At 72.0% G+C, this 14,877-nt stretch carries 14 protein-coding genes; 11 read left to right on the forward strand and 3 right to left on the reverse strand.

Going from position 1 to position 14,877, the window contains the following annotated elements; genetic code table 11:
• From PZ894_RS07820 to PZ894_RS07830, 3 genes are all read left to right on the forward strand, one after another.
• On the forward strand, positions 1–766 hold a 766-nt coding region (locus PZ894_RS07820), incomplete at its 5' end, for a LiaF domain-containing protein (protein ID WP_275743938.1).
• Entirely contained in the window at positions 763–1,143 is a 381-nt protein-coding gene (locus PZ894_RS07825) for a hypothetical protein (RefSeq protein WP_275743939.1), read from the forward strand. The genes PZ894_RS07820 and PZ894_RS07825, both read left to right, overlap by 4 nt.
• Positions 1,140–1,337, forward strand: coding sequence for a PspC domain-containing protein (locus PZ894_RS07830; protein ID WP_275743940.1), 198 nt, complete (start codon positions 1,140–1,142; stop codon positions 1,335–1,337). The genes PZ894_RS07825 and PZ894_RS07830 overlap by 4 nt, the downstream gene beginning before the upstream one ends.
• Here the strand turns inward: PZ894_RS07830 and PZ894_RS07835 are convergent.
• Positions 1,301–2,254 carry a glycerophosphodiester phosphodiesterase family protein gene (locus PZ894_RS07835; RefSeq protein ID WP_275743941.1) on the reverse strand — a complete coding sequence of 318 codons (954 nt, stop codon included), beginning with the start codon at positions 2,252–2,254 and terminating at the stop codon, positions 1,301–1,303. The genes PZ894_RS07830 and PZ894_RS07835 overlap by 37 nt on opposite strands.
• 97 nt (positions 2,255–2,351) lie before the next feature.
• Here PZ894_RS07835 and PZ894_RS07840 point away from each other — a divergent pair, with 97 nt between their 5' ends.
• The 5 genes from PZ894_RS07840 (at position 2,352) to PZ894_RS07860 (ending at position 7,897) form a co-directional block, all read left to right on the forward strand.
• A complete protein-coding gene (locus tag PZ894_RS07840; protein WP_275743942.1) occupies positions 2,352–2,891 on the forward strand; it encodes a YbaK/EbsC family protein in 540 nt (179 codons plus the stop codon).
• 20 nt (positions 2,892–2,911) lie between these two features.
• A complete protein-coding gene (locus PZ894_RS07845) occupies positions 2,912–3,391 on the forward strand; it encodes a DUF6328 family protein (protein ID WP_275743943.1) in 480 nt (159 codons plus the stop codon).
• Positions 3,381–4,298: a hypothetical protein gene (locus PZ894_RS07850; protein WP_275743944.1), complete on the forward strand. Its 918-nt coding sequence runs from the start codon at positions 3,381–3,383 to the stop codon at positions 4,296–4,298. Before PZ894_RS07845 ends, PZ894_RS07850 begins: the two co-directional genes overlap by 11 nt.
• A gap of 58 nt (positions 4,299–4,356) precedes the next feature.
• The gene (locus tag PZ894_RS07855) at positions 4,357–6,090 is read left to right on the forward strand and encodes an ABC transporter ATP-binding protein (RefSeq protein ID WP_275743945.1); all 1,734 of its coding nucleotides are present in this window, start codon (positions 4,357–4,359) and stop codon (positions 6,088–6,090) included.
• Positions 6,091–6,154: 64 nt separating this feature from the next.
• Positions 6,155–7,897 carry an ABC transporter ATP-binding protein gene (locus PZ894_RS07860; protein ID WP_275743946.1) on the forward strand — a complete coding sequence of 581 codons (1,743 nt, stop codon included), beginning with the start codon at positions 6,155–6,157 and terminating at the stop codon, positions 7,895–7,897.
• Between the two features lie 129 nt (positions 7,898–8,026).
• Here the strand turns inward: PZ894_RS07860 and PZ894_RS07865 are convergent, their stop codons facing one another.
• Positions 8,027–8,968: a type IV toxin-antitoxin system AbiEi family antitoxin domain-containing protein gene (locus tag PZ894_RS07865; RefSeq protein WP_275743947.1), complete on the reverse strand. Its 942-nt coding sequence runs from the start codon at positions 8,966–8,968 to the stop codon at positions 8,027–8,029.
• A 241-nt stretch (positions 8,969–9,209) separates the two neighbouring features.
• On the opposite strand from PZ894_RS07865, the gene PZ894_RS07870 reads away from it, so the two are divergent.
• Together PZ894_RS07870 and PZ894_RS07875 are read left to right on the forward strand one after the other, a co-directional pair.
• The gene (locus PZ894_RS07870; RefSeq protein ID WP_275743948.1) at positions 9,210–10,247 is read left to right on the forward strand and encodes an LLM class F420-dependent oxidoreductase; all 1,038 of its coding nucleotides are present in this window, start codon (positions 9,210–9,212) and stop codon (positions 10,245–10,247) included.
• Positions 10,247–11,392 carry an acyl-CoA dehydrogenase family protein gene (locus PZ894_RS07875; RefSeq protein ID WP_275743949.1) on the forward strand — a complete coding sequence of 382 codons (1,146 nt, stop codon included), beginning with the start codon at positions 10,247–10,249 and terminating at the stop codon, positions 11,390–11,392. The genes PZ894_RS07870 and PZ894_RS07875 overlap by 1 nt, the downstream gene beginning before the upstream one ends.
• A gap of 56 nt (positions 11,393–11,448) precedes the next feature.
• On the opposite strand, the gene PZ894_RS07880 is transcribed toward PZ894_RS07875, so the two are convergent.
• The gene (locus PZ894_RS07880; RefSeq protein ID WP_275743950.1) at positions 11,449–12,861 is read right to left on the reverse strand and encodes a hypothetical protein; all 1,413 of its coding nucleotides are present in this window, start codon (positions 12,859–12,861) and stop codon (positions 11,449–11,451) included.
• Positions 12,862–13,042: 181 nt separating this feature from the next.
• On the opposite strand from PZ894_RS07880, the gene PZ894_RS07885 reads away from it, so the two are divergent.
• Positions 13,043–14,869, forward strand: coding sequence for an AMP-dependent synthetase/ligase (locus PZ894_RS07885; protein ID WP_275743951.1), 1,827 nt, complete (start codon positions 13,043–13,045; stop codon positions 14,867–14,869).
• Positions 14,870–14,877 lie beyond the last annotated feature (8 nt).

The following is a 14,877-nucleotide window of genomic DNA, read 5'->3' on the forward strand; positions in this document are numbered from 1 at the left end:
GCAGCAGGCGCAGTATCAGTCGCCGTACGCGCCGACCGGTGCTCCCACGCAGACGAACCCCTACGACGCCACGCCGCCGACGGACGCGGGAGCGATGCCCGGACCGGCCTACGCGCCGGCGCCGCCCCCGCCGTACCTGCCGCCGGTCGCGTACCGCCCGCAGAACCCGCGCAAGCGCGGCCCGATCCTCTTCTGGTTCACGCTCGCGCTCATTGTCCTCGCCGAGGGTGTCCTGGGCATCGTCGACCTCGCCGGCGGCGCGGTCGCCGATCCGGCGTACCCCGCGCTGGCGGTGGCGATCTCCGGCGTGATGCTGCTGGTCGGGGCCTTCTACGGGCGCGCGGGCGGCATCATCCTGCTCGGCCTGCTCTCGACGGTCGGGCTCGTCGGCGCCACCGCGGCTCACGAGTGGGACGGCGAGCGGGTCACCGAGCGTCCGACGTCCGCGGCGGCGCTCGCCGACCGCTATTGGGTGGGCGCCGGTGAACAGGTCATCGACCTGCGCGACGTGGCCGACCTGGAGGCGCTCGACGGCCGCACCCTCGAGGTCGAGGGTGGCGTCGGTCGCATCGAGATCATCCTGCCCGACGACCTCGCTGCCACGGTCGCCGCCGACGTCGACGGCCCCGGCCACATCGAGCTGTTCGGTGAGGAGCGCGGCGGGATCGACGTCAGCTTCTCGACCTCACAGGGATCCGTCACGGACCCGGAGGTCGTCATCCGCGCCCAGCTGGGCGTCGGCGAGATCGAGGTGAGCCAGCGATGAGCACCATGTCCCTTCCCACCCAGCCCCAGGCCGAGCGCCCGAGCGGCCGGCACCCCGTCAACGTCGGCCACCTGGTCATGGGGATCGCGTTCCTCGGCCTGGTCGGCGTCTGGGCGCTGATCCAGACCGATGTCGTCGGCGACGGCGACGTGCGGTGGCTGCTGCCGGTGCCGTGGGTGCTGGCGGGCCTCGCCGGCCTGCTCGCCCTGAGCCTGTCGTCGCGGCGCAAGTGGTCGACCCGCCAGGTGGGCTGGGTCGACGAGCCGCGGGCCGACGAGCCGGCGCCGGACGGCGCCGCCGAGATCCCCGACGCCCCCGAGACCACCGACGCCCCTGACACCACTGACACCCCCGACACTCCCGAGGAGCACCGATGAACACCAGCACTACCCGCCGCCTGACCCGCCGCCGCGACGACCGCATGATCGCGGGCGTCTGCTCCGGCGTGGCCTCCTACACGGGCCTCGACCCCGCGCTCGTGCGGCTGCTCACGGTCGTGGCCGCGATCTTCAGCGTCGGCACCGTCGCCCTCGCCTACATCGCCGCGTGGATCCTGATGCCGGAGGCGTAGCGGCGCCTGGCCTCCAGGGTCGTGTCCGGCTGGTCGGTGAAGAGCCCGTCCACCCCGGCATCGAGGAACGCCTGCGTCTCCTCGACGGAGTCGTGCTCGTCGCGCATCGTCCACACGTGGACCAGCAGTCCGGCCGCGTGGGCGTCAGCCACCAGGTCGGTGGGGTCGCCGAGGGTGCCGGTCGTGGGGTGACGTGGCAGCACGAGGTCCTTCTCGACACCCACCGCGTCGGCCCAGGCGGCGACCCGCCGCAGGCCGGTCGAGGTCACCAGGTCCCGCTGATCGTGAGGGAGACCGGTGGCCCCGACCAGCTGCACCAGCGGCAGCCCGGTGCGTGACCGGAGCCACTGGAGACTGACCGGGTCGAAGGACTGGACGAACACCGGCGCATCCGGCCCGCCCGACCCGTGGCGCGCCAGGGCCTCGAGGAGCGGCTCCTCCAGCCCGAGGCCGAGCTCGGCGAAGTACGCCGGGTGCTTGGTCTCGGGGTAGACACCGATCGGGCGGCCGAGCCGCTCCGACTCCGCGGCCACCAGGCCGAGGATCTCCTCGAAGGTCGGCACGTCGTACCGCCCGTCCCACCTCGCGTTGCGCGGTCGCAGCGCGGGCAGCCGCTCGACGACGCGCAACGTCTTCAGCTCCGCGAGCGTGAAGTCGTCGACGAACCACCCGGTCGCCGCGCGACCGTCGACCTCCTTGGTCGTGAGCCGGCCGGCGAACTCTGCCCGGCGGGCGACGTCCGTGGTACGCCCGATCTCCGCCTCGTGCCGGGCCACGAGCACGCCGTCCCGGGTCGACACGAGGTCGGGCTCGACGTAGTCGGCGCCCAGCGCGATCGCGAGGCGGTACGACGCCAGGGTGTGCTCCGGACGGTAGCCCGACGCTCCCCTGTGGGCGATGACGATCGGCTCGCGCATGCCCCCAGCAGACCCCGCGCGGGTGACGCCGCGACGGGCGCGACGTGAACCGGCGGTGAAGTCGGGACGGAAGCGTGGTGCCGTGCAGGATGTCCTCATGACCCCCACGCTCGGCCGCATCACGACCGTCCCCGCGCTCGACCGCCCGGACCTGCTCGCTCCGCCCGTGGCCGCGGCTCTGCGGGCGTGGGAGCACGCGGACCACGTCGGGGTGGTGGAGATCGACCCGAAGGTCGCGGACACGGCCGCGATGGCGGCGGCGTACGACATCGGGATGGACACCGGTGCCAACTGCGTCGTGGTCGGCGGGAGCCGCGCGGGCGACGAGCGGATCGCAGCCTGCCTGGTGCGCGCTGACACCAGGGCCGACGTCAACACCCGCGTGCGCAAGGAGCTCGACGTGCGGAAGGCCTCCTTCCTGTCGATGGATCGAGCGGTCGAGGAGTCCGGGATGGAGTACGGCGGGATCACGCCGGTCGGCCTGCCCGCCGGCTGGCGGCTCCTGGTGGACACCCGGGTGCTCGACATCGAGGTGGCGGTCATCGGGTCCGGCGTACGCCGCTCCAAGCTGCTGCTCCCGGGGGCACTGGCCGCCGACCTCCCGGGCGCCGAGGTGATCGAGCATCTCGCCGGCTGAGTTTGGGTAAGACTGGGCCCATGGAGGACGGAGCTTCGTCGACCGGGCGCGACGAGACCGACGACGAACGGCTCGACCGCAAGTTCAACGACCTGCTGCAGGAGCTGCGCGTGATGCAGACCGGCGCGCAGCTGACGGCCGGGTTCCTGCTCACCCTGCCCTTCCAGGACACGTTCGAGGACCTGGACGACTTCCAGGTCGGGCTGTACCTGGTCCTGGTGCTGCTGGCCGCGCTGTGCACCGCGCTCGTGATGGGCCCGGTCGCGATCCACCGCCACCTGTCGGGCCGGCACGTCAAGGAGCGGGTGGTGCGGTCCGCCCACCAGATCGTCTACGGCGTCATCGCCTCGATCTCCCTGCTGGTCGCCGGCATGGTCCTGCTCATCTGGGATGTGGTCGCCGACCGGATCTGGGCCGCGATCGCCTCCGGCGCCATCGCCGTCGTGCTGGCGCTCCTGCTCGTGGTGCTCCCCCGCCGGCTGGACGACGGTGCTGCGTAGCGTCGCGGCCCTCGTCGCGCTCGGCAGTGCGCTCGCCCTCGTCGGCTGCTCCGGCGACGGGGCGTCGTCGGGCTCGCCGACCCCGTCGCCGTCGCGCTCGGTCCGCACCCTGACCCCGCTCCCGCCTCCGCCCGAGACACCGCCGAGCGGTCGGCTGCGCGCCGACATGCGGCAGTCCTCGCGCGACGCCGCCGCGGGCCGGATGGAGGTGTGGATCGACAACGACACCGCCGACCAGATCCGGCCGACGCGCCTCACGTACGCCGACCCGCGCTACCGCACCACGCTGCCCGGCACCCGCCTGCGCCCGATCCCCTCGCAGTCAGAGCGCGGCTTCCCCCTCCGCCTCCCCCGGCGTCCTGCGTGCGACCACCCGCGAGGCTCCGGCACCGTCACCGTGACGTACGGCGACACGACGAGGACGCTCCGCGTCGCCGACTCCACCGACGTCGCCGGTCGCCACAGCCGGGCGCGCTGCCTCGAGATCGCGATCGCCCAGGTCGCCGACCTCTCCTGGGCCGACGTGGTCCCGTCGTCGGGCCGGCAGGGCGACCCGGGCACGCTCTCGCTCGTCGTACGTCCGACCGGGACGAGCGGACCGACCCTCACCATCGACACCGTCTCCGGCACGCCCGTCCTCGCTCCCGTCGGCGCCGACGTGTGGCGCCCCGAGGCGACCGTCCGCGGCACCGACCGGCCATCGCGCATCGCGCTGCCGATCAAGCCCAACCGCTGCGACGCCCACGCCTTCGCCGAGTCCGGAGGAGCCACGGCCTTCAAGATCGGACTGCACCTCGACGGCGAGCCGGGGCAGATCACGCTGCGGATGAGCGTGCCGGGCGCCAAGGCCGCCATCGACTTCGCGCGCGCCTCCTGCAGGATGCTCGAGGACATCACCGACCAGTGAGCGCCGTCACCGCGAAAACGATTCGCTGACGGCGGGGGCCGCTCCGTAGCGTTGGAGGGTGCGCCACCTGCCCCTCGACCACCCCGGAACCGCCGCCCACAGCTCGCCGGGGCGGTTCCTCTGGTGGATGGCGGGCCAGCAGTGGGTGACCCTCGCCGGCGGCATGCTCTTCGGCATCGTCTGGATGAGCGCGCAGGCCGTCATGCCGGCCGTGATCGGCCGCGCGATCGACGAGGGCGTCGCCGCCAAGGACAGCGCCCGCCTCGTCGAGTGGGCCGCCGTGCTCTTCGGCATCGGCCTCGTGCAGGCCGTCGCCGGCATCATGCGGCACCGGTTCGCGGTGACCAACTGGCTGCTCGCGGCGTACCGCGTCGTCCAGCTGGTCACCCGCCAATCGGTGCGGCTCGGCGGCACCCTGCCCCGGAAGGTCTCGACCGGCGAGGTCGTGGCGATCGGCACCAACGACCTCTCCCACATCGGCCAGGTCATGGACGTGTCGGCGCGGTTCGCGGGAGCGGTCGTGTCGTTCTTCGTGGTCGCCGCGATCCTGCTCCGGACGTCGACGACGCTCGGTCTCGTCGTGCTGATCGGTGTCCCCCTGCTCATGCTCGGCGTCGCGCCGATCCTCGGCCCGCTGCAGCGACGCAGCGCCCACCAGCGCCACCTGATGGGCCGCCTGTCCAACACCGCCAGCGACATCGTCGGCGGGCTGCGGGTGCTGCGCGGCATCGGCGGCGAGCAGGTGTTCGCCGGCCGCTACCGCCGCGAGTCGCAGACCACCCGCACGGCCGGCGTCCAGGTCGCGAAGCTCCAGTCGGTGCTCGACGCGCTCCAGGTCTTCCTTCCCGGACTCTTCGTCGTGGTCGTGGTGTGGATCGGCGCCCGGTACGCCGTGGCGGGGACGATCACCCCGGGCGAGCTGGTCGCGTTCTACGGCTACTCGGCCTTCCTGATGATCCCGCTGCGCACCGCCACGGAGTACGCCAACAAGGTCATCCGCGGCCGCGTCGCGGCCACCCGCATCTGCCGGGTGCTCGCGCTCGAGCCCGAGGTCGCCGCGCCTGCCGACCCGGCGCCGTCGCCGGCGCCCGGCTCCGACCTCGTCGACATCCGCACCGGGCTCGTCGCGCGCGCCGGGCTGCTCACCGCCGTCGTCAGCGAGCAGCCCGACGACTCCGCCGAGCTCGCCGACCGCCTCGGCATGACGGCGTCCCCCGTCGACGACGAGGTGCGGCTCGGCGGGGTGCCGCTCACCTCGCTCGACCCGGCGGAGGTCCGCGCGCGGATCGTCGTGTCCGACACCGGCGCGCTCTTCTTCTCCGGTCGGCTCGGGGACGGCCTGGACCTCAGCGGCCGCGGTGACGTGCGCCGGGCGCTCGAGACCGCCTCGGCCGGCGACATCCTCGACGCGCTCGACGACGGACTGGACACGGTCGTCGCCGAGCGGGGACGCAGCTTCTCCGGTGGTCAGCGGCAGCGACTCGTGCTCGCCAGGGCACTCGCGATCGACCCCGAGATCCTGGTGCTCGTCGAGCCGACCTCGGCCGTCGACGCCCACACCGAGGCCCGCGTCGCCGCCCGGCTGCGCGGCCACCGCGCCGGTCGCACCACCGTCGTGACGTCGTCGAGTCCGCTGGTGCTCGACGCCGCCGACGCCGTCGCGTTCCTCGACGGCGGCCGGGTCGTCGCCGTCGGGACCCATGCCGAGCTGCTCGGGTCGAGCGCGGCGTACCGGCGCGTCGTCACGCGCGAGTCCGAGCCGGAGCTGTCGGTCAGCGAGGTGTCGCGATGATCACCCCTCGACGTTCTCCGCTCCCCCGCTTCGCGCCTCCGCGAACAACGCCGTGGGGAGCCCGATGAGGACGCATCTGCCCGTCGCCGACGGACGCGCCGTGCGCGCCTACGTCGGCTCGCTGGCCCGACGGCACCCGAGGATGCTTTACGGCGCGCTGTCCCTGCACGTCTCGGCTGCGCTCGCCGCGCTCGCCGCGCCACGCCTGCTCGGCGACCTCGTGCAGGCCGTCGAGAACGGCACGACGACCGACCACGTGGACCGGATCGTCGCTCTGCTCGCGGTCTTCCTGGTGGTGCAGACCGTGCTCACCCGCTTCGCCCGCTACCTGAGCCAGGTCCTGGGAGAGCAGGTGCTGGCCGAGCTGCGGGAGGACTTCGTCGACAACACGCTCGCGCTGCCGGTCGGCGTGGTCGAGGACGCCGGCTCGGGTGACCTGCTCACCCGCACGAGCCGCGACGTCGACCAGCTCGGCTGGTCGGTGCGGATGGCCCTGCCCGAGTGGACGATCGCGGTCATCACGGCCATCGTCACGTTCGTCGCGGCGCTCAGCGTGGGCTGGTGGGTCGCCCTCCCCTGCGTGTTCGGCGTGCCGCCACTCGTGATCGGCCTGCGGTGGTACCTGCGCCGCGCCAAGGACGGCTACCTGCGCGAGAGCGCGACGTACTCCCAGATCAACGCCACCCTCACCGAGACCGTCGAGGGTGCGCGCACCGTCGAGGCGCTCGGACTCGGCCCGAGGCGCATCGCGGCGATCGACGAGGACATCGCGGCGTCGTACCGGGCCGAGCGCTACACGCTCTTCCTGCGCACCGTGTTCTTCCCGAACATGGAGATCGCCTACCTGATCCCGACGGTGCTGACGCTGCTCTTCGGCGGCTACCTCTACACGCAGGGCGAGGTCTCGCTCGGCGCGGTCACCGCGGCGACGCTGTACGTGCAGATGCTGATCGACCCGGTCGACCGGATCGTGTCGATCCTCGACGAGCTCCAGCTCGGCGCCGCGTCCCTCGCACGCCTCCTCGGCGTCGCGCAGGTGCCCGACGACCGCGAGGTCAGCGGCCGGCTCCCGGCGGGCGAGGCGATCGAGGCCGACGACGTGCGGTTCTCCTACGTCGAGGGGCGCGACGTGCTGCACGGCGTGTCGCTGGACGTCGGGGTCGGCGAGCGGATCGCGATGGTCGGGCCGTCGGGCGCCGGCAAGTCGACGCTGGGGCGCCTGCTCGCCGGCATCCACCCACCTCGCACGGGCGCGGTGACCGTCGGCGGGGTCGGGCTGGTCGAGCTGCCGCTCGACGACCTGCGCGGCCACGTCGCGCTCGTGACCCAGGAGCACCACGTCTTCGTCGGCACCGTGCGCGAGAACCTCGTCCTCGCCCGCCCCGGCTCGACCGACGCCGACGTACGCGCCGCTCTCGCCGCCGTCGACGCGCTCGACTGGGTCGACGCGCTGCCCGAGGGCCTCGACACCGAGGTCGGCTCGGGCGGGCGGTCGGTCACCGCCGCCCAGGCGCAGCAGATCGCGCTCGCCCGGCTCGTGCTCGCCGACCCGCACACGCTGGTGCTCGACGAGGCCACCTCGCTCATCGACCCGCGCGCCGCGCGCCACCTGGAGCGCTCGCTCGCCGCCGTGCTCGAGGGCCGCACCGTGATCGCCATCGCCCACCGGCTCTTCTCCGCCCACGACGCCGACCGCGTCGCCGTGGTCGAGGACGGCCGGATCTCCGAGCTCGGCTCCCACGACGACCTCGTCGCCGCCGGTGGCTCCTACGCCGCCCTCTGGGACTCCTGGCACGGCCGGGGCTGACGAGACCGGTCCCGCGGGTCGGCCGCCGGCGGCCCGTGACGGTTTCCCCGGCCCACCGGGGAAACCCGAACAGTTGGGGCGAAACTTCGGCCGACAGGCTCCGGTTTGGCCCGAGGAGTACGCCGCCGGTCAGGCCGCGCGGTCGGCCGGGAACAGCACGCTCCGGATCAGGGCCGCGGTGCGTGCGGGGTCGAAGAGGTCGGCCCAGACGATGCGGATGCACTGCCAGCCCGTGAGTCGGCAGATCAGGTCCTGGCGACGCTTCTCGCGCACCACGACATCGGAGGCGCTCTCACCGTCCCGGAGCAGCTTCTCGTACTTGACCATGCCGTCGAACTCCAGGAAGACCCCGAGCTCGGGCCAGGCGAAGTCGACGCGAGCGACGACCCGGCCGTTGTCGTCCTTGATCTCGTACTGCGGTTCGGGCATCGGCAGACCCTGGCGAAAGCACAGGTAGTAAGTGCGGCACTCCCCCACCGACTCGAACCGCGGGTCCGCCAACCGGAGGACGAGGTCCGTGCTCAGCGTGTGCGGCCACTGCTGCATGTGCTGCTGGTAGCGCGCGGCCAGCGCCTCGGGCGTCGTGTGGCGTTCGTGGAGGAGGTGGCTGACCACACAGAGGCTCGCCTCCGCGTCGGCCACGGTGGTGACCTCGAGACCCAGCCTCGTGGCAGCCATGACCGGCAGGTCGTCGCGCCGGCAGGCGTCGTCGGGCAAGATCACCCCGCTGTGCTGCTGCACACCGGCCTCCTGACGACCGGCCTTGTGGTCCTCGCGCGTCACGTGCACCTGGCTGAGGTCGATACCCCAGGTCGGGGCGTCGTAGAAGGGAAGGCCCGACGTGTGCGAGACGACAACGGGCGTCCGCGCTTGGGCAACGACGGCGCGCGTCACCAGGGCGTGCCGGTTCGCGTGGTCGAGCGCTCCCCAGGTGTGCGCCTCCGTGTAGGCACCGTGGCGGAGCTTCACCCAGGTCCCGTCCTGCACCAGCCGCGCGATGGCCTTGTCGTTGTAGCCCTCCTCGAGAAGCTGACGGCGAAGCATCACCCGGCCGCGGCGGGCGTCGTTCATCGGGATCATCATGCTGGCGGTCTGCCCACGGCTCCGCCCGCCCACGCCGGCCAATCGAGGCCTGTGGACAACCGGCGAAGCCCGCTCTTGGCCCAGAACCGGAACCTTTCGGGGGGAGTTTCCGATCAACAGTTCCGGTTTCCCCGGCCCACCGGGGAAACCCGCCTCAGGGCGCCGCCCCGAGTGGCAGGCCGAGGCGCGGCCTTGCCACCCCCGAGACCGTGACAGTTATGCTGTCACAATGAAGCTCTCGACGCCGCTGATGTACGCGGGCAACCCACGCGAGTCCGCCGACCAGGTGGTTGCCCTGGAGAAGGCCGGACTCGACACCGTGTGGGTCGCCGAGGCGTACGGGTTCGACTCCCCCACGCTGATGGGATACCTCGCCGCCAAGACCGAGACCGTCGAGATCGGGGCGGGCATCCTCAACGTCTTCTCCCGTACTCCGAGCGCGCTGCTGCAGACCGCCGCCGGACTCGACAACGTGTCGGGTGGCCGTGCGGTCATCGGGCTCGGCGCGTCCGGCCCGCAGGTGATCGAGGGCTTCCACGGCCTGCCCTACGAGAAGCCGCTCGGTCGCACTCGCGAGGTCATCTCGATCCTGCGCCAAGGGCTGCGGCGCGAGCGGCTCGAGCACGACGGCAGGATCTTCACCCTGCCGCTGCCGGCCGACCAGGGCCTCGGCCTCGGCAAGCCGCTCAAGCTGCTGACCAAGGTCGAGCGCAACAGCATCCCCGTCTGGGTGGCCGCGCTCGGCGACGGCAACGTCGCGATGACCGCGGAGCTCGCCGACGGCTGGCTGCCCTTCCTCTTCCTGCCCGAGAAGGCGCACGAGGTCTGGGGCGACGCACTCGCCAAGGGCGCCGCCAAGCGCTCCCCCGACCTGGCGCCGCTGGAGGTGTCCGCGGGCGGCATGGTCGCGATCGGCGAGGGCGAGGACACCAAGAAGCTGCTCGACCTCATGCGCCCGATGTACGCGCTCTACGTCGGCGGCATGGGCGCTCGCGGCAAGAACTTCTACAACGAGCTCGCGTGCCACTACGGCTACGAGAAGGAGGCCAGGCAGATCCAGGACCTCTACCTCGGCGGCAACAAGCGCGACGCCGAGGCGCTCGTGCCCACCGAGTGGCTGGAGGCCGGCAACCTGGTCGGCCCGGCGTCGTACGTCCGGGAGCGCCTCGCCGCCTTCCGCGAGGCCGGCGTCACCAACCTGCAGATCAGCCCGGTCACCGAGGACCCCGCTGCCACCGTCGCCCAGATCAAGGAGTGGGTGTCCTGATGGACCGTCCCAGCATCTACGAGCAGGAGCACGAGGACTTCCGCCAGACCGTGCGGGCCTTCTGCGAGAAGGAGGTAGTCCCCTTCCACGACGAGTGGGAGCAGGACGGACAGGTCAGCCGCGAGGTCTGGCTCAGGGCCGGCGAGGCGGGGCTGCTCTGCTTCGACGTCGAGGAGGAGTACGGCGGTGCCGGGGTCCGGGACTTCCGCTACAACACGATCGTGGCCGAGGAGCTGGCCCGGATCGGCGCCAGCGGCCCCGGCTTCCCGGTGCACAGCGACATCATCGTCCCCTACATCTCCTCGCTGGCGACGCCCGAGCAGAAGCAGCGCTGGCTGCCCGGCCTGGTCAGCGGCGAGCTCATCTCGGCGATCGCGATGACCGAGCCCGGTGCCGGCAGCGACCTGCAGGGCATCCGCACCAGCGCGGTCGACAAGGGCGATCACTACGTGCTGAACGGCTCGAAGACGTTCATCAGCAACGGCATCATGTCCGACCTGGTGATCGTGGTCTGCCGCACCGATCCCGACGCCGGCCACAAGGGCATCAGCCTGCTGGTCGTCGAGCGCGGCATGAAGGGCTTCGAGCGCGGCCGCAACCTCGACAAGGTGGGCATGAAGGCCCAGGACACCGCGGAGCTGTTCTTCGACAACGTCGAGGTGCCCAAGACGAACCTGCTCGGCGAGGAGGGCTCGGGCTTCATCTCCCTGATGATGAACCTGCCGCAGGAGCGCATCTCCATCGCCGCCATGGCCGTCGCCGCCATCGAACAGGTGCTGGACCTGTCGCTGTCCTACGCCAAGGAACGGCAGGCCTTCGGCAAGCCGATCGGCTCCTTCCAGCACAACCGGTTCGTGCTGGCCGAGATGGCCACCCACGCCCACGTGGCGCGGGTCTTCATCAACGACTGCATCCTCAAGCTCAACGCCGGCGAGGTCGACCCCTCGCTCGCCTCGATGGCGAAGTGGTGGACGACCGAGCTCCAGAAGCAGGTCGTCGACGCCGGCGTGCAACTGCACGGCGGGTACGGCTACATGATGGAGTACCCCATCGCCAGGGCCTTCACCGACAGCCGGATCCAGACGATCTACGGCGGCACCACCGAGATCCAGAAGGAGATCATCGGGCGCTCGCTCGGCGTCTGAGGGTCGACGTACGACGGACGGCCCCGGGCAGCTGCCCGGGGCCGTTCGGCGCATCGCTAGGGAAGCGGAGGCTCCTCACACAGGGGGTCGCTCGGGCGGACCTCGATCCAGTCCGCGATGGAGCGAACGCCGTCGGCATCGACCGCACGGAGCCCGATCCACTGCGTCGACTGGCACAGGTCGGCGATCGTGACCTCGGGCGTGCTGTAGAGGGACCCACTCTCCTGGGTCGCCGGCACCGACGCCCACGAGCCGTGGTGGTCCTCGTCCGGTCCGAAGGCGAACTCGTACGTCGTCTCCGCGGTCGCATCCGCGCCGCGGTTGAACCAGAGCCTGACCAAGGGGAGACCGGAGTCGGTGACGCTGGAGAGCTGCGGCTTGTCCGGTCCCGCGAGGCAGACGATGTCGGCAGAGTTGCTGGACGGCGAGGTCACGGTCCCCGTCACGGCCCGCAGCTGGAACGGCACCGTCCGGTCGAGGGTCTTGCTGTCGGCGCACGCCGCGGCGAGGCCGGGACTCGTGAGCGTCCCGAACCAGAAGTCGTCGATCATCAACGTGACGGACAGCGGCACCCAGTCGGTGCCGTTGATCGAGAGCTCGTAGCTGGCGGCGTCCGACGCGGACGACGGCTCGAAGACGACGCCGAAGTCGTTCGCGGCGCTCTGCTTGGCGTGCGACGCCGTCGGGGCGGACGGGACGCTGGTCGTCGGGGTGGTCACGTCGGGGACTGGGGCCGGGGCCGGAGCCGGAGCCGGAGCCGGCGCTGGCGCCGGAGCCGGGGCGGGCGCCGGGACCGGAGCAGGCGCGACCGCGCGGGTCATCTCGACCACCACGCGGCGGTTGAGCGCGCGGTCGTGGGCGCGGCCGCCCACGACGGCGGGCAGCCTGAACCCGTGGCCACGGACGGTGGTCCGCACTCCCGGCAGCAGCCTCTCCAGGCGGTCGCACACGGCGGCGGCGCGGCCCGCGGCGAGCTCACGGCCGTGCTCGCGAGTGGAGCCGTAGTCGGCGTGACCCTCGCAGCGGATCGCCGCCGCGCCCGCGAACGCCTTCGCGACACCCACCAGCTGGGTCTTCGCGACCGACGTCAGCGAGGTCGTGTTGATCACGAACAGGCCGCGGCCGTCGAGCGTGAGGGCCTGGCCCTCCTCGACCCGGTGACCGAGCGCGACACGCATCGGCACCGCCAGGCCACCGTCGGCGGTGCGGTACGCCGCGCGGGTGAGCTGAAGACGCTCGCCGGCAGCCTTCCTGCCGAACTTCTTCGGGCGAGCCGGCACCGGGATCGCACGCTTGCGCTCGGCGGGCGTCAACGGGTCGACGAACCACGCCGACGTCGACTCGGCGGTCGGCCCGCGGTGCGAGCCGGTGGGGGCCGCCGAGGCGGAGCCGCCGGCGGTGAGGACAAGGGCGGATGCCGACGCGGCGGCCGCGACCGCGGCCAGCAGCCGGCGCGAACACAGGGACACGCTCAGACCGATCTGTTGAAGACGAAAGGCAGCGCAACCACTGCCAGAAGTCAGCAATCGACCGGATCACCCGGAATCGGAGAGGTGGACCCGGGATTTCGCAGGCTCCTCTGGTGCCACCGCCCGCGATGGGCGAGGCTGTGACCCTCGCCACTTCGACTCCGTCCCCGAGGAGCAGCCGATGTCCGACGACGTACTCACCGAGCGCGCCCGCATCCAGGCCGAGATCGAGGGGCGCACGCTCGTCGACGCGCTGGCCGACACCGTCGGCGCGCACGCCGGGCAGCCGGCGTACTCCGACCGGCACCACGTGCCCGAGGGCGAGTCCTGGCGCACGCTGACCTGGGCGGAGACGCGCGAGCGGGCGCTCGACGTCGCGGCCGGGCTGATGGAGCGCGGCGTCGTGGCCGGCGACACCGTCGCGATCATGGCGTCCAACCGGATCGAGCACTTCCTCGCCGACATGGGTGCGGTGCATGCCGGGGCGACGCCGATGTCGATCTACAACACGCTGTCGCCCGAGCAGGTCGCCTACGTCGCGGGGCACGCCCGGCCGACGGTCGTCTTCCTCGAGACCGCGGAGCACCGGGCGCGCTGGGAGAAGGCGCTGGCCGAGGTCGACAGCCTCCACACGGTCGTGATGCTCGACGAGGACTGGGACGGGCTGGTGGCCGCGGGTGCGGCCCACCGCTCCGCGAACCCGGGCTCGGTCGAGGCGCGGGCCGGCGAGGTCACGCCGGACTCCCCCGCGACGATCCTCTACACGTCCGGGACGACGGGGAACCCCAAGGGCGTGGTGCTCACCCACCACAACGTGCTCTACGAGGCGATCTCCACCCAGGAGAAGGCCGGGCTGACGGATCCGCAGCGGTCGGTGAGCTATCTGCCGCTCGCCCACATCGCCGAGCGGGTGCTCGGCCTCTACGGCCCGCAGATCCAGGGCAGCCACCTGCACGCGATCGGCGACCCGGCCGAGTTGCTCGGCGCACTGGGCGAGGTGCACCCGACGGCGTTCTTCGGCGTCCCGCGCGTGTGGGAGAAGATCAAGACCGGCCTCTCCGCCAAGCTCGCCGCCGACCCCGACGCGGCCAACCGCGAGATGGTTCAGAGGGCCATGGCCGCGGGGCTCGCGTGGGTGCAGGCGCAGGAGGTCGGCGGCACGATGACGCCCGCGATCGAGGAGGCCTACCGCCAGGCCGACGAGCAGATCCTCGGCTTCCTCAAGCTGCTGCTCGGTCTCGACCAGGTCACCTGGGCGGGTTCGGCGGCCGCCCCGATGCCGCTGGACGTCGCGCAGTTCATGGCCGGCCTCGGCCTCAAGGTCTACGACGTCTACGGCATGACCGAGACCTGCGGTGCCGTCACCGCCAACGGCCCGGGCGGCTTCCGGTTGGGCACGGTCGGCCGCGCCAACCCGGGCATGGAGGTCCGGCTCGGCGACGACGGCGAGATCCTCGTGCGCGGCCCGGTGAACACGCCCGGCTACCACCTCCAGGACGACGCGACCCGCACGCTCATCGACGACGACGGCTGGATCCACACCGGCGACATCGGCACCCTCGACGACGAGGGCTTCTTCTCGGTCGTCGACCGCAAGAAGGAGCTGATCATCACCTCGGCCGGCAAGAACGTCGCACCGTCGAACATCGAGAACTACCTCAAGGAGTCGCCGCTCATCGGCCACGCGATGGCGATCGGCGACAACCGGCCGTACGTCGTCGCGATCCTCACCCTCGACGGCGAGATCGCGCCGCTGATGGCCCAGCAGATGGGCATCGAGTTCACCGACCTCGCCGACCTCGCGGAGAAGCCGGAGATCCGCTCGATCGTGCAGCAGACGGTCGATGCGGCCAACGAGCGGCTGTCGCGGCCGGAGCAGGTGAAGTCGTTCGAGCTGCTGCCCGTCGAGTGGACCGCCGAGTCCGAGGAGCTCACCCCGACGCTGAAGCTCAAGCGCCGGATCGTGAACGCGAAGTACTCCGACGTCGTGGACCGCCTCTACAGCTGAGTCGAGGC

The organism is Nocardioides sp. YIM 152315 (assembly GCF_029210375.1).
GTDB lineage: Bacteria > Actinomycetota > Actinomycetes > Propionibacteriales > Nocardioidaceae > Nocardioides.

What these genes read in the sequence shown, in the direction of transcription:
- PZ894_RS07835 (WP_275743941.1), bottom strand. Translation starts at nt 2,254, where the DNA reads ATGCGCGAGCCGATCGTCATCGCCCACAGGGGAGCGTCGGGCTACCGT.
- PZ894_RS07825 (WP_275743939.1), top strand. Translation starts at nt 763, where the DNA reads ATGAGCACCATGTCCCTTCCCACCCAGCCCCAGGCCGAGCGCCCGAGC.
- PZ894_RS07865 (WP_275743947.1), bottom strand. Translation starts at nt 8,968, where the DNA reads ATGAACGACGCCCGCCGCGGCCGGGTGATGCTTCGCCGTCAGCTTCTC.
- PZ894_RS07845 (WP_275743943.1), top strand. Translation starts at nt 2,912, where the DNA reads ATGGAGGACGGAGCTTCGTCGACCGGGCGCGACGAGACCGACGACGAA.
- PZ894_RS07840 (WP_275743942.1), top strand. Translation starts at nt 2,352, where the DNA reads ATGACCCCCACGCTCGGCCGCATCACGACCGTCCCCGCGCTCGACCGC.
- PZ894_RS07860 (WP_275743946.1), top strand. Translation starts at nt 6,155, where the DNA reads ATGAGGACGCATCTGCCCGTCGCCGACGGACGCGCCGTGCGCGCCTAC.
- PZ894_RS07870 (WP_275743948.1), top strand. Translation starts at nt 9,210, where the DNA reads ATGAAGCTCTCGACGCCGCTGATGTACGCGGGCAACCCACGCGAGTCC.
- PZ894_RS07885 (WP_275743951.1), top strand. Translation starts at nt 13,043, where the DNA reads ATGTCCGACGACGTACTCACCGAGCGCGCCCGCATCCAGGCCGAGATC.
- PZ894_RS07875 (WP_275743949.1), top strand. Translation starts at nt 10,247, where the DNA reads ATGGACCGTCCCAGCATCTACGAGCAGGAGCACGAGGACTTCCGCCAG.
- PZ894_RS07830 (WP_275743940.1), top strand. Translation starts at nt 1,140, where the DNA reads ATGAACACCAGCACTACCCGCCGCCTGACCCGCCGCCGCGACGACCGC.